The following is a 12,194-nucleotide window of genomic DNA, read 5'->3' as shown; positions in this document are numbered from 1 at the left end:
AGAGGGGCAGCGGGGATTAGCCCATCTCCTCCAACGCCTTGCCCTTGGTCTCCTTCACGTACGTGAGCACGAAGGGGATGGAGAGCACGGCGAAGACCGTGTAGATGACGTAGGTGCCGGAGAGGTTCCAGTCCGCCAGGGACGGGAAGCTGGCGGTGATGGCCCAGTTGGCGATCCACTGCGCGGAGGCGGCGACGCCGAGGGCGGCGGCACGGATCCGGTTGGGGAACATCTCGCCGAGGAAGACCCAGACCACCACGCCCCAGGAGAGGGCGAAGAAGAGCACGAAGACGTGGGCGGCGATCAGGGCGACGACGCCCTCGGTGGTGGGCAGCTTGCCGTTGACGAGGTCGGCGGAGAAGGCCCAGGCCTCGAAGGCGAGGGCGACGGCCATACCGGCGGAGCCGACGAGGGCGAGCGGCCGGCGGCCGACCCGGTCCACGAGGACCATCGCGATCACGGTGCCGATGATGTTGATGATCGACGTGGTGAAGGAGTAGAAGAACGAGCTCGACGGGTCGATGCCGACGGACTGCCACAGCGTCGAGGAGTAGTAGAAGGCGACGTTGATGCCGACGAGCTGCTGGAAGACCGACAGGCCGATGCCGACCCAGACGATCGGCAGGAAGCCGAAGCGGCTGCCGAGCAGGTCGCGGAAGGTGGACTTGTGCTCGCGGCGCATCGCCAGCTCGATCTCGGCGACACGCGCGTCCAGGTCGACGCCGTGGCCCTCGACCTCGGCGAGGACCTCCTTCGCCTTGTCCTCGCGGCCGACGGAGATCAGGAACCGGGGTGACTCGGGGATCGCGAAGGAGAGCAGGCCGTAGAGGACGGCCGGGACGACCATGACGCCGAGCATCCACTGCCAGGCCTCGAGCCCGGCGACGGTGCCGCGCTGGTCGCCGTCGGCGAGGTTGAGGATGGCCCAGTTGACCAGCTGCGAGACGGCGATGCCGATGACGATGGCGGCCTGCTGGAAGGCGCCGAGGCGGCCGCGGTAGGCGGCGGGGGCGACCTCGGCGATGTAGGCGGGGCCGATCACGGAGGCCATGCCGATGGCGAAGCCGCCGATGACCCGCCACATGGCGAGGTCCCAGAGGGTGAACGGCACGGCGGAGCCGACGGCGCTCACCGTGAACAGCACGGCGGCGATCTGCATGCAGCGGATGCGGCCGATGCGGTCGGCGATACGGCCGGCGGTCGCGGCGCCGATGGCGCAGCCGATCAGGGCGATGGCGATGACCTGGGCCAGGGTGCCCGAGCCGATGTCGTAGCGGTCCCGGATCGCCTCGACGGCGCCGTTGATCACGGAGCTGTCGTAGCCGAAGAGGAAGCCGCCCATCGCGGCGGCGGCCGTGATGAAGATGACATGCCCGAGGTGGTCGGGATGGGCCTGACGGGCCCCCGACGCCGGTGGCTGCGCGGTGCTGGTCACGTGAACTCCTGGGCCCGGCAGCGTCGCCGGGCATAGGGGGCGAGCCCTTCAAGTGGCACACAACTTCATGGCGCCCACCACTTGAAGGTAAAAGCAACGTTGCAGAGACTATGCCTTCAAGTTTCGAAGTCAATACCTGGCAAGAAATTCGCCCGAGGCCACGGCGTGTCAGATTGTGTTCAGTACTTGAAGGCGATCAACGGAGGCGCTGGCTGATGACCTTGGAGACCCCGTCGCCCTGCATGGAGACGCCGTACAGCGCGTCCGCGACCTCCATCGTCCGCTTCTGGTGGGTGATCACGATCAGCTGTGAGCTTTCCTGGAGCTCCTGCATGATCCGGATCAGCCGCTGGAGGTTGGTGTCGTCGAGGGCCGCCTCGACCTCGTCCATGACGTAGAACGGGCTCGGCCGGGCCTTGAAGATCGACACCAGCATGGCCACCGCCGTCAGCGACCGCTCACCGCCCGAGAGCAGCGACAGCCGCTTGACCTTCTTCCCGGGCGGCCTGGCCTCCACGTCCACACCCGTGGTCAGCATGTTGTCGGGGTCGGTCAGCACGAGCCGGCCCTCCCCGCCGGGGAAGAGGCGCGAGAAGACCCCTTCGAACTCGCGCGCCGTGTCCCGGTAGGCCTCGGTGAAGACCTGCTCGACACGTTCGTCCACCTCCTTCACCACCTGAAGGAGGTCGGCCCGCGTCTTCTTCAGGTCCTCGAGCTGCTCGGAGAGGAACTGGTGCCGCTCCTCCAGCGCCGCGAACTCCTCCAGCGCGAGCGGATTCACCTTCCCGAGCTGCTGGTACGCCCGTTCCGCCGACTTCAGGCGTTTCTCCTGTTCCGCGCGGACGAAACGTCTCGGCTGATTGCGGGGATGCTCCGGGTCCTCCGGGAGCTCCTCCCCCTCGGCCGGCGGGGACGGCGGGACCGGCTGGTCGGGGCCGTACTCGGAGACCAGGCCGGCCGGCTCCACGCCCAGCTCCTCCAGGGCCTTGGTCTCCAGCTGCTCGATCCTCAGCCGCTTCTCGGCACCGAGGACCTCACCGCGGTGCACGGAGTCCGTGAGCTTGTCCAGCTCGCCCTTCAGCTCCCGGCCCAGCGCGCGGGCGGTGCCCAGCTCCTGCTCGCGCGCCGCCTTCGCGGCCTCAGCGGCGGCACGTTCCTGCTCGGCCCGTACGAGGGAGACCTCGACGTGCGCGAGCAGCTGGCGGGCGCCGGACGCGACGGCGGTGGCGACCTCGGCCTCGTGGCGCAGCCGGGCACGGCGCTGCTCGGCCCGCGCGCGTGCCTCGCGCTCGGCTCGGGCGCCCCGGTCCAGCGCGTCGGCGCGCCCGGCCAGGCCCTTGACCCGCTCCTCGTGCGTGCGGACCTGGAGGCGGGCCTCCATCTCGGTCTGCCGGGCGTTGGCACCGTCGGCGGCGAGCCGGTCGCGGACCGCGGTGTCCGGCTCCTCCTCCCCGTCCCCGAAGGAGGCGGCCTCCTCCGCCACGAGCAGCCGCTCGGCAAGCTCCTCGGCCTCCGCCGTCGCCTTCTCCAGAGCCTCCTGGGCCCGGGCCGCGGCGGCCGTGGTGCGCTCGGCCTCACCGGCGGCGCCGCGCGCCTGCCCGGCGAGCCGCCCCAGCGCCTGCGCCACCGAGGACTTCTCCCGGTCGGCGGCCCGGCGCCGCTCCCCCAGCTCCTCGACCCGCGCGGCCGAGGCACGTCTGCGTTCGGCCGCCTCCTGCTGCCGCAGGGCCAGCTCGTCGCACCGGACGGCCAGCTCCGCGAGCTCCGCGGCGGCCTCGTCGACGGACGCCTGCACTTCCAGGAGGCTGGGAGCGCCGGCCGACCCGCCGTGCGCGAAGTGCGCGCCGAGGACGTCGCCGTCGGCGGTGACGGCGATCAGACCGGGCCGGGCGTACACCAGGTCCTCGGCGTCCTCCAGGGTGCCGACCACCACCACGTCCCGCAGCAGGCGGCGCACGGCGGGCATCAGTTCCTCGGGGCCGCGCACCAGATCGACGGCGTACGGCGGCCCGTCGGGCCGCTCCTCACGCGGCTCCTCGCGGCCCGGCACCCCGCCCAGCAGCAGCGCCGCGCGGCCCGCGTCCTGCTTGCGCAGCAGCCGGATCGCCTCGGCGGCCGTGGCCGGGTCCCGGACCGCGAGTGCGTCGGCGGCCGCGCCGAGGGCGGCGGCGACGGGGACTTCGTACCCCGCGGTGACGGTGAGGAGCTCGGCGGCCGGGCCCAGCAGTCCGGTGAGGCGGTCGGCCGCGCCGAGCAGGGCACCGGTGCCGTCCTTGCGGCGCAGCCCGAGCGCGAGTGCCTCGTGGCGGGCCTGGGTGGCGGCGCGCCGGCGTTCGGCGGTGGTGGCCGCCTCCCGGGCCTCGGCCAGCGCCGCCTCGGCCTCGGCGAGTTCGCTCCTGGCCGCCTCGTGTCGCTCGGCCAGTTCGGCGTCGCCGGCGTCCAGCCCGTCGACCTCGGCCTTGAGCTGCTCGTACTCCTCCTGGGCGGCGACGGCCCGTTCCTGGGCCTCGTCGCGTGCGGCGGCCAGCCGGTCGATCTCCGCCTGGGCCGAAGCGGCCTTGCCGCGGGCGGCGTTGACCTGCCCCGACAGCCGGGCGAGGCCCTCGCGCCGGTCGGCGATGGCCCGTGCCACGTCCTTGAGGCGCCGCTCCTCGACCGCCAGTTCCCGCTCCAGTTCGGCACGGTGGGCGACGGTGTCCTCCAGCGCCCGCTCGGCGGCTTCCAGCGCGGCCTCCAGCTCCGCCTCCTGCTCGCGGACACGGGCGGCCTCGCGCTCCATGTCCTCGGGGTCGCGCCCGCGCCGTTCCTCCGGCGGCTGGGCGGTGGCGCTCTTGACCCGCGCGTCGGCCAGCGAGATCGTGCCGCGCACCCGCTCGGCCAGCTGCGACAGCTCGTACCAGGTCTGCTGGGCGCGCTGCAGCCGCGGCGCCAGGCGCCGTACCTCGTCCTCCAGCTCCGACTCGCGGTTGAGGGCCGCCTTCAGCTCGGTCTCGGCCCGTTCCTTGCGCTGCTTCAGCGCGGCCTCGTCGGCGATCTCGGCCCTCAGCGCCTCCTGGAGGCGTACGAGGTCGTCGGCGAGGAGCCTGAGCCGGGCGTCGCGGAGATCGGCCTGGATGACGGCGGCCCGCCGGGCCACCGCGGCCTGCCGGCCGAGCGGCTTGAGCTGGCGGCGCAGTTCGTCGGTGAGGTCCTGGACGCGGGCGAGGTTGGCCTGCATGGCGTCCAGCTTCCGCAGCGCCTTCTCCTTGCGCTTGCGGTGCTTGAGGACGCCGGCGGCCTCCTCGATGAAGGCGCGGCGCCCCATCGGATCGGCGTGCAGGACCGAGTCGAGCTGGCCCTGGCCGACGATGACGTGCATTTCGCGGCCGATGCCGGAGTCGCTGAGCAGGTCCTGGATGTCCAGCAGCCGGCAGGTGTCGCCGTTGATCTGGTACTCGCTGCTGCCGCCCCGGAACATGATCCGGGTGAGGGTGACCTCGGCGTAGTCGATGGGCAGCGCGCCGTCGGAGTTGTCGATGGTGAGGGAGACCTCGGCGCGGCCGAGCGGGGGCCGCCCGGTCGTCCCGGCGAAGATGACGTCCTCCATCTTGCCGCCGCGCAGCGACTTGGCGCCCTGCTCGCCCATGACCCAGGAGAGGGCGTCCACGACATTGGACTTGCCCGAGCCGTTCGGCCCCACGACACAGGTGATGCCCGGTTCGAACCGGAGTGTGGTGGCGGAGGCGAAGGATTTGAATCCGCGCAGGGTCAGGGCCTTGAGGTGCACGCCCCCGGACTCTACCTGCCGGGCCTCGTTTGACCCATGAACGCGCAGGGCATCTCAGATGGTGAGGGAGAGGCGTACGGGGGGTGAATTCCGGGATCCGCGGCGTATGGCAAGAAAGAAGGGACGCCCTGGGCGTCCCTTGCATATCTCGCGAGAGTGTTTCTCACCTGCCCGATGGGGGCTGGGGGTCAGGTGAGCGCAGGCTCCGCCTTGGGTACGTCGATGTCGATGCCGTCGAGCAGCTCGCTGTGTGCGGCGGCAGCGTTGAGCGCGTCGTTCTCGGACTGAATCCGTACGAGCTCGGACTCCAGGTCCTGGACGCGCTGCTGAAGCCGTCGCATCTCGGCGAGAAGTCGCGGGTCGGAACCGCCGACATAACCGAGAAGCGCCTTTGCCATGATGGATGGTCCTCCACACTGAGTGACCGACCGAAGCGGTGTGGGTCGTGAGGGATTCGCACCCGCGGTGCTCGGCAGTGGGTGGTGCCGCTGCGGTTCTTACTGCCAAACAGCTAAGGTGCGCGGGGCTTCCAGAGTCTCACCAAAAAGTTTGACGGTCAACACGATCACGCCCCGTATCAAGGGGCGACCGGGGGGCAGGCGGCCGCTGCTGTGCGGCCGCGCCTCTCGCGCGGTGCCCGAAGGGGCGTGTGGATCATCCTTACCCGCGCAGCGTGGCACGACAACCCTTTTCTTGGCAACCACCAGGTCATTTCTTGCGTACCCGACCTTTGGAAGCGTTGCTTCCGGTGGCCGGGGCACGGGGTCGCGGGAGCCGGTGGGGAAGATCGTCAGCGGACGTCGAAACCGTCGTATCCGCCGCGCGGCGTGTCCCAGATCTCAGTGACTCCGTCGACGCGTCCGGGTGTGTCGCCGGAGCGGAGCCATTCCAGAAGACGGTGGCAATTCTCACTCGGGCCCTCGGCCACGACCTGCACCCTGCCGTCCTCGAGATTGAGGGCGAAGCCCTTGAGGCCGCCGATCTCCAGCGCATTGGCCCTGGTGAACCAGCGGAAGCCCACTCCCTGTACTCGGCCGCGTACCCAGGCGGTGAGCCGTGCGTCTCCATTCATGGCTGCACGCTAACCGGCCAATAGCTCTCACGGCACTTCTCGCCCACGCGTCATGGCGTACAGTCCCGACGCAATGAGCCTCACCCATTCGGGCGAGTCCCATTGATCCCAGGACGCACAGCAGGAAGGCAGCGCAGATGGGACGCCACCGTAAGAAGCGGGCCGTGGTCCCCGTTCGCACCGGTCTGCTCGGTGCCTCCGCCGCCATGGCGGTCGGCGCCGTCGCGGTCGCGTCGGGGATGCTCCCCGGGGGCGACACGTTCACGGTGGGCGGAAGCTCCTCCGACCAGCGGGTGGAGTCCGGCGGCGTGCCGCAGCTGCTCCAGCCGCAGGGCGAGTCGAGCGCCACTCCGACCGGCGCCACGCCGAAGGGCGGCACGTCCGCCTCCCCGAGCCGCGGCGCCGGGAAGCCCTCGGCCGCACCGTCGACGAAGACGGCTCCGCCGGCCGGCGCGAAGCCGTCGTCCCCGGCGCCGAAGCGGACCGAGGCCGCCGAGCCCAGCAGGACGAAGAGCGCCGCGCCCACGCGTACGGCGACGGCCGCACCGACGCCCGAGCGCACCACCGCGCGACCCGAGGCCCCGGCGGCCGCGGGCGCCGCGGTCAGCGGCCGGGAGGCGGCGGCCGAGGCCGCGGTGCTCAGCCTGGTCAACGCCGAACGGGCCAAGGTGGGCTGCAGCCCGCTGCGCGCCTCCGAGTCGCTGGGCTCCCTGGCCCGGGCGTTCAGCCAGGAGATGGCGGAGCGCGGCTTCTTCTCGCACACCAACCCCGACGGCGAGTCGCCCTGGGACCGCGCCGCCAAGGCCGGTGTCGAGGGGATGGCCGCCGAGAACATCGCCCGGGGACAGGCCGACGCCGAGGCGGTGATGCAGTCCTGGATGACCAGCGACGGCCACCGCGCCAACATCCTGAACTGCGACTACACGACGCTCGGCGTCGGTGTGCACTTCGGTGCCGGCGGCCCGTGGTGGACCCAGGACTTCGGTTTCTAGGGCGTGCCCTAGGACCCTGCCCGCTCGCGCCCGTTCCGGCTCACTTCGCGAAAGCGCTGTCCGTCGGGTGGCGCTGCACCGCAGTACGCTGACCGGTATGGACGACGATCTCGCGTTCGACGTGTTCTCCCGGGCCTGCCCCTCGCGCGGCACGCTGGAGCATGTGACGGGACGGTGGGGCGGCCTGACGCTCACCGCGCTGTACGAGGGCGGTTTCCGCTTCAACGAACTGAGGCGCCGGGTGGACGGCGTCAGCGAGAAGATGCTCTCCCAGACGCTGCACGCGCTGGAGCGGGACGGCCTGGTCCTGCGGGAGGCACAGCCGACGAACCCGCCGCGGGTGGACTACGAGCTCACCCCGCTGGGCCGGGTCGTCGCCGAGCGCCTGCTGGCGCTGATCCGGCTCGTCGAGGACCGGATGCCCGAGGTGCTGTCGGCCCGCGAGCGCTACGACGTGGCGCGCGGCGAGATGCGCGGCGGCCGCTGACAGCGCGGGCAGAAGTAGCTGGACCGGTTCATCCAGGGGCGGCGGCGCATGGGTGTGCCGCACCGCCGGCAGGGCTCGCCCTCACGGCCGTAGGCGTCCAGGGACCGGTCGAAGTACCCCGACTCGCCGTTCACATTGACGTACAGGCTGTCGAAGCTGGTGCCGCCGACGGCGAGCGCCGCTGTCATCACGTCCCGGACGTGTCCGAGGAGTTCGGCGGACCGCGGCCGGGTGAGTCCGGCGGTGGGCCGGTCGTAGTGGAGCCGGGAGCGCCAGAGCGCCTCGTCCGCGTAGATGTTGCCGACCCCGCTGATCAGCGTCTGGTCGAGCAGGGCGCGCTTGACGGTGGTGCGGCGCAGCCGCAGCGCGGTGTGGAAGGCGGCGTCGTCGAAGTCCGGGTCGAGCGGGTCGCGGGCGATGTGGGCGATCGCCTCGGGCAGCCCGTCGGGGGTGTTCTCGTGCAGGGAAAGCCCGCCGAAGGTGCGCTGGTCGACGAAGCGCAGCTCGGTGCCGAGGTGGTCGTCGAAGCGGATCCGGATGCGCAGGTGCTTTTCGTCCGGGGCGTCCTCGGGCTGTACGAGCAGCTGGCCACTCATGCCGAGGTGCCCGAGCACGGACGCGTCGGTGTCGTCCAGCGGCAGCCACAGGTACTTCCCGCGGCGCCGGGCGGCGCCGATGCGGTGCCCCTTCAGCCGGGCCGCGAAGTCCTCCCCGCCCGCGAGGTGCCGCCGCACGGCACGTGGGTGCAGCACCTCGACGGCGGCGACGGTCCGGCCGCTCACCCAGCGCTCCAGGCCGCGCCGTACGACTTCGACCTCGGGCAGCTCGGGCACGGGGGTCCTCCGGAGGGTGAGACACGGCATGGGGAAACCCCGTCGCACGTGCCCCCCGCCCGGCGGGGCGTTCGGGGGGTGCGACGGGGCGAGGAAGCGCAGCGGTCAGGCCGTGGCCGAGTCCGCGGCGGTCCGGGATGTCGAAGAGGGGTCGGCGGCCTCTTCGGCCGCGGCCTTCGCCGCCGCCTCCCGTTCGTCCGCGGCGGCCCGGATGGCCCGCCAGGCGGATTCCGCCGCCTGCTGCTCCGCTTCCTTCTTGCTGCGGCCGGTGCCGGTGCCGTACGAGACACCACCGACGCGGGCAGCAGCAGTGAAGGTCTTCTCGTGGTCCGGTCCGGTCTCGGTGACCAGGTACTCCGGGACACCGAGGCCCTCGGCCGCGGTCAGCTCCTGGAGGCTGGTCTTCCAGTCCAGGCCGGCGCCGAGGTTCGAGGACTTCTCGATCAGCGGGTCGAAGAGCCGGTGCACCAGCTCGGACGCCGCTTCGAGACCCTGGTCGAGATAGACCGCGCCGATCACCGCTTCGAGGGTGTCGGCGAGGATGGACGCCTTGTCCCGGCCTCCGGTGCCCTCTTCACCACGGCCGAGCCGGATGAAGGAGCCCAGGTCGAGGCCGCGGCCGACCTCCGCCAGCGCACGCGAGTTGACCACCGCGGCCCGCAGTTTGGCCAGCTGGCCCTCGGGCAGGTCGGGGTGGGTGCGGTACAGCGTGTCCGTGACCACCAGGCCGAGCACGGAGTCGCCGAGGAACTCCAGGCGCTCGTTGGTGGGCAGACCGCCGTTCTCGTAGGCGTACGACCGGTGGGTCAGCGCACGCACCAGAAGGGCGGACTCGAGGTGGTACCCGAGCCGCCCTTCCAGAAGCGTGTGGGACGAGGCCGTGTTCTCCGCCTGCTTCTTGGCGTCATCCGCCGTTTTGTGGCCAGACACGGTGCCTCTCACCAGCCGCTCAGACCTCGAGGACCTGGCGCTTGTTGTACGTGCCGCAGCTCGGGCACGCGATGTGCTGCTGCTTCGGCTCCTGGCAACGCTCGCACGAAACCAGGGTGGGGACCGCAGCCTTCCACTGCGACCGGCGGTGGCGCGTGTTGCTGCGCGACATCTTCCGCTTCGGAACAGCCACGGCTACTTCTCCTGCTTCTCGTCGACGCCCGCTTCGGCGCCGCCCATGTTGTCCTTCTCGCCGGTCCCGAGTGAATCGGCGAGTCCCTGCAGTGCCGCCCAACGGATGTCGACGGCGTCGTGGTGGTGGTCCGGGTTGTCGTTCAGGCTGACCCCGCAGTCGGGGCACAGTCCTGCACAGTCCTCCCGGCACACCGGCTGCATCGGCAGTGCGAGCACCACCGCATCGCGCAGCACGGGCTCGAGGTCGAACATGCCGTCCTCGAGGGGGATCATGTCCTCGTCGTCCTCGGCATCGTCGCCCGAGGCCGCGGAACGGCCCCGGTCGTCGGTGTCGGGGTACGAGAACATCTCCTGGAAGTCCGCCACGACCTCTTGGCGCAGCGGCTCCAGACACCTTACGCACTCCCCCTCGGCCGACGCACGGGCGGTGCCTGTGACGAGCACACCTTCCATGACCGACTCGAGACGGAGTTCGAGCTCGACGGGCGAGCCCTCCGGTACGCCGATGACCCCGTCGATCCCGAGGTCCGCTGGGGCCTCGACCGAGCGGGTCAGCCGCTGGAGCGCACCGGGACGCCGACCCAGCTCGTGCGTGTCGAACACGAGGGGGTTGCGGTGGTCGAGGCGCGTACTCAGGGCTTTTCCCGCTTTCGGAATCGTGTGGGGGCCGCCCCGCCATTCGTCGTACGACGAAGCGGGCAGCCCGGATCGCGGACGTACTCGCGACCGAACAGCCAGGATACTGGACGCTTCACCCAGAGCCCAATCCGGACCGTGGAGACGGCCGCGGAGGGCTGCCGGGAAGCGTCCGGGATGCCGGCCGGCCGCTCAGCGGCCCTGCTCGTACCGCCGCAGCTGCTCCATGTCGATCATGCTGGTGTCGAAGAAGCTCGTCTCGTCGAGCGCGGCGGTCTGCGGCTGCGGCTGGGCCGGGACCTGGTGCTGCCCGCCGTAGCCGTAGGGGTCGGCCTGCTGCCCGTAGCCCTGGTCGTAGCCCTGCTGCGGGTGCTGCTGGTACGCGTACGGGTCCTGCTGGTAGCCGTACGCCTCCTGGCTGTGCTGGGGCTGCTGGTAGGCGTACGGGTCGGGCTGCTGGACCGGGATCTGCGGCACCTGTGCCGCGACGGGCTGAGGGGCGGCCTGGGCGGACCGGCCCGGCTCGGGGTCGGCGAGCTCGGCCAGGCCGGCCAGGTAGTCGGCGTCGCTGGTGTGCCCCGGTGCGCCGGCCGCGTCCTGGGCCGCCATGTGGGCGCCGAGGTCGTCGGTGGCGATCCTGCCGTGCAGCTTCTGCCGGCCGCGGCCGACGGCTTCGAGGGTCTTGGACAGCACGGCTTCGAAGGCACCGAGCTTGGCGTCGACGTAGTCGTCCGCGCGGCGGATCAGGGTCTGCGGGTCGGAGCTGTACTCGGGGGCGTCGTCGTCGGCGGGGTCGCCGGGGCCCCGGCCGAGCAGCTTCTCGCGGCCGCGGTCGACGGAGCCGATGGTCTTGGTGAGGACGACCTCGAAGTTGGCCAGCTTGGAGTCGACGTAGTCGTCGGCCTCGGCGCGGATCTCCTCGGCCTCGCGGCGGGCCTCGGCGAGGATGCGGTCGGCCTCCTCCTGCGACTGGCGGGCGACCTGGGTGTCGGAGATCAGCGAGCCGCGTTCGGCGTGGGCGGCCTCGATGATCCGCTCGGCCTCCTGCCGGGCCTGCTCGACCATCTGGTCGCGGCCGCCGATCAGCTCCCGGGCCTGGGCGAGCGAGCCGGGAAGGGCCTCCCGGAGCTCTTCGAGCAGCGACAGCAGCTCGGCGCGGTTGACCACGCAGGAGGCCGACATGGGCATGGAACGGGCGTTCCCGACCGTCGCGACGATCTCGTCGAGCTTCTTCTGCACGTCCACCGTGTGCTCGCCACACTCTCTACAGCCGGATTGGAGACGACGGGACGACTGTAAGGCCAGTCGGCTCCCGGCCGACACCGGGTGACGTTCTGTCAGACGGGGTGCGCGGGGGTCACTTCCGGCGCAGGCGCTCGACCAGGGCCTCGTGCACCACCGGCGGGAGCAGGTGCGACACGTCGCCGCCCCAGGCGGCGACCTCCTTGACCAGGGAGGACGAGAGGAAGCTGTAGGTCGGGTTGGTCGGTACGAAGAGGGTCTCGACGCCCGAGAGGCCGTTGTTCATCTGGGCCATCTGGAGCTCGTAGTCGAAGTCGCTGACCGCGCGGAGCCCCTTGACGATGGCCGGGATCTCCCGCTGCTTGCAGAAGTCGACGAGAAGGCCGTGGAAGGACTCCACCTCGACGTTGCCGAAGTCGGCGGTGACCTGGCGGATCAGCTCGATCCGCTCCTCGACGGTGAACAGCCCCTTCTTGGACTGGTTGATCATCACCGCGACGTGCACGACGTCGTACAGCTTGGAGGCGCGGGCGATGATGTCGAGGTGTCCGTTGGTGATGGGGTCGAACGACCCCGGACAGACTGCGCGGCGCAACTGAAGTCCCT

At 71.3% G+C, this 12,194-nt stretch carries 12 protein-coding genes; 2 read left to right on the top strand and 10 right to left on the bottom strand.

Annotated features, from left to right (window positions below; translation table 11 throughout):
• Nucleotides 1–16 precede the first annotated feature (16 nt).
• The 4 genes from ACY34K_RS20995 to ACY34K_RS20980 all read right to left on the bottom strand — a co-directional run bounded on the left by ACY34K_RS20995 (nt 17) and on the right by ACY34K_RS20980 (nt 6,273).
• Nucleotides 17–1,435, bottom strand: coding sequence for a sugar porter family MFS transporter (locus ACY34K_RS20995; protein WP_462749254.1), 1,419 nt, complete (start codon nt 1,433–1,435; stop codon nt 17–19).
• 196 nt (nt 1,436–1,631) lie between these two features.
• On the bottom strand, nt 1,632–5,201 hold the full coding sequence (gene smc, locus ACY34K_RS20990) for a chromosome segregation protein SMC (protein WP_462749253.1): 3,570 nt from the start codon (nt 5,199–5,201) through the stop codon (nt 1,632–1,634).
• Nucleotides 5,202–5,389: 188 nt separating this feature from the next.
• Nucleotides 5,390–5,599 (bottom strand): hypothetical protein, encoded by a 210-nt coding sequence (locus tag ACY34K_RS20985; RefSeq protein WP_064070317.1) that lies wholly within the window; start codon nt 5,597–5,599, stop codon nt 5,390–5,392.
• 392 nt (nt 5,600–5,991) lie between these two features.
• The gene (locus tag ACY34K_RS20980) at nt 5,992–6,273 is read right to left on the bottom strand and encodes an acylphosphatase (protein ID WP_462749251.1); all 282 of its coding nucleotides are present in this window, start codon (nt 6,271–6,273) and stop codon (nt 5,992–5,994) included.
• A gap of 137 nt (nt 6,274–6,410) precedes the next feature.
• Between ACY34K_RS20980 and ACY34K_RS20975 the strand changes: the two genes are divergently transcribed.
• Together ACY34K_RS20975 and ACY34K_RS20970 are read left to right on the top strand one after the other, a co-directional pair.
• Nucleotides 6,411–7,265, top strand: a complete 855-nt coding sequence (locus ACY34K_RS20975; RefSeq protein WP_462749249.1) for a CAP domain-containing protein — start codon at nt 6,411–6,413, stop codon at nt 7,263–7,265.
• 97 nt (nt 7,266–7,362) lie between these two features.
• Nucleotides 7,363–7,752, top strand: a complete 390-nt coding sequence (locus ACY34K_RS20970) for a winged helix-turn-helix transcriptional regulator (protein WP_462749248.1) — start codon at nt 7,363–7,365, stop codon at nt 7,750–7,752.
• Here ACY34K_RS20970 and mutM read toward each other — a convergent pair.
• The 6 genes from mutM to coaD all read right to left on the bottom strand — a co-directional run bounded on the left by mutM (nt 7,713) and on the right by coaD (nt 12,183).
• The gene (gene mutM / locus ACY34K_RS20965; protein ID WP_462749246.1) at nt 7,713–8,585 is read right to left on the bottom strand and encodes a bifunctional DNA-formamidopyrimidine glycosylase/DNA-(apurinic or apyrimidinic site) lyase; all 873 of its coding nucleotides are present in this window, start codon (nt 8,583–8,585) and stop codon (nt 7,713–7,715) included. The genes ACY34K_RS20970 and mutM overlap by 40 nt on opposite strands.
• 105 nt (nt 8,586–8,690) lie before the next feature.
• Nucleotides 8,691–9,527: a ribonuclease III gene (gene rnc / locus ACY34K_RS20960; protein ID WP_462749243.1), complete on the bottom strand. Its 837-nt coding sequence runs from the start codon at nt 9,525–9,527 to the stop codon at nt 8,691–8,693.
• Between the two features lie 7 nt (nt 9,528–9,534).
• Entirely contained in the window at nt 9,535–9,708 is a 174-nt protein-coding gene (rpmF, locus tag ACY34K_RS20955; RefSeq protein WP_026165248.1) for a 50S ribosomal protein L32, read from the bottom strand.
• A 2-nt stretch (nt 9,709–9,710) separates the two neighbouring features.
• Complete coding sequence (locus tag ACY34K_RS20950) at nt 9,711–10,313, bottom strand: YceD family protein (RefSeq protein ID WP_462749240.1); 603 nt, start codon at nt 10,311–10,313, stop codon at nt 9,711–9,713.
• 225 nt (nt 10,314–10,538) lie between these two features.
• Nucleotides 10,539–11,591, bottom strand: a complete 1,053-nt coding sequence (locus ACY34K_RS20945; RefSeq protein ID WP_462749239.1) for a cell division initiation protein — start codon at nt 11,589–11,591, stop codon at nt 10,539–10,541.
• Between the two features lie 112 nt (nt 11,592–11,703).
• Nucleotides 11,704–12,183 (bottom strand): pantetheine-phosphate adenylyltransferase, encoded by a 480-nt coding sequence (gene coaD, locus ACY34K_RS20940; RefSeq protein WP_462749393.1) that lies wholly within the window; start codon nt 12,181–12,183, stop codon nt 11,704–11,706.
• Nucleotides 12,184–12,194: the final 11 nt, after the last annotated feature.

The organism is Streptomyces sp. STAM6 (assembly GCF_054963715.1).
This window is presented reverse-complemented; position numbering and strand designations above follow the sequence as displayed.

Excerpts from the sequence above, each read along its gene's own strand:
- ACY34K_RS20985 (WP_064070317.1), bottom strand. The coding sequence starts at position 5,599 with ATGGCAAAGGCGCTTCTCGGTTATGTCGGCGGTTCCGACCCGCGACTT.
- ACY34K_RS20980 (WP_462749251.1), bottom strand. The coding sequence starts at position 6,273 with ATGAATGGAGACGCACGGCTCACCGCCTGGGTACGCGGCCGAGTACAG.
- ACY34K_RS20975 (WP_462749249.1), top strand. The coding sequence starts at position 6,411 with ATGGGACGCCACCGTAAGAAGCGGGCCGTGGTCCCCGTTCGCACCGGT.
- ACY34K_RS20970 (WP_462749248.1), top strand. The coding sequence starts at position 7,363 with ATGGACGACGATCTCGCGTTCGACGTGTTCTCCCGGGCCTGCCCCTCG.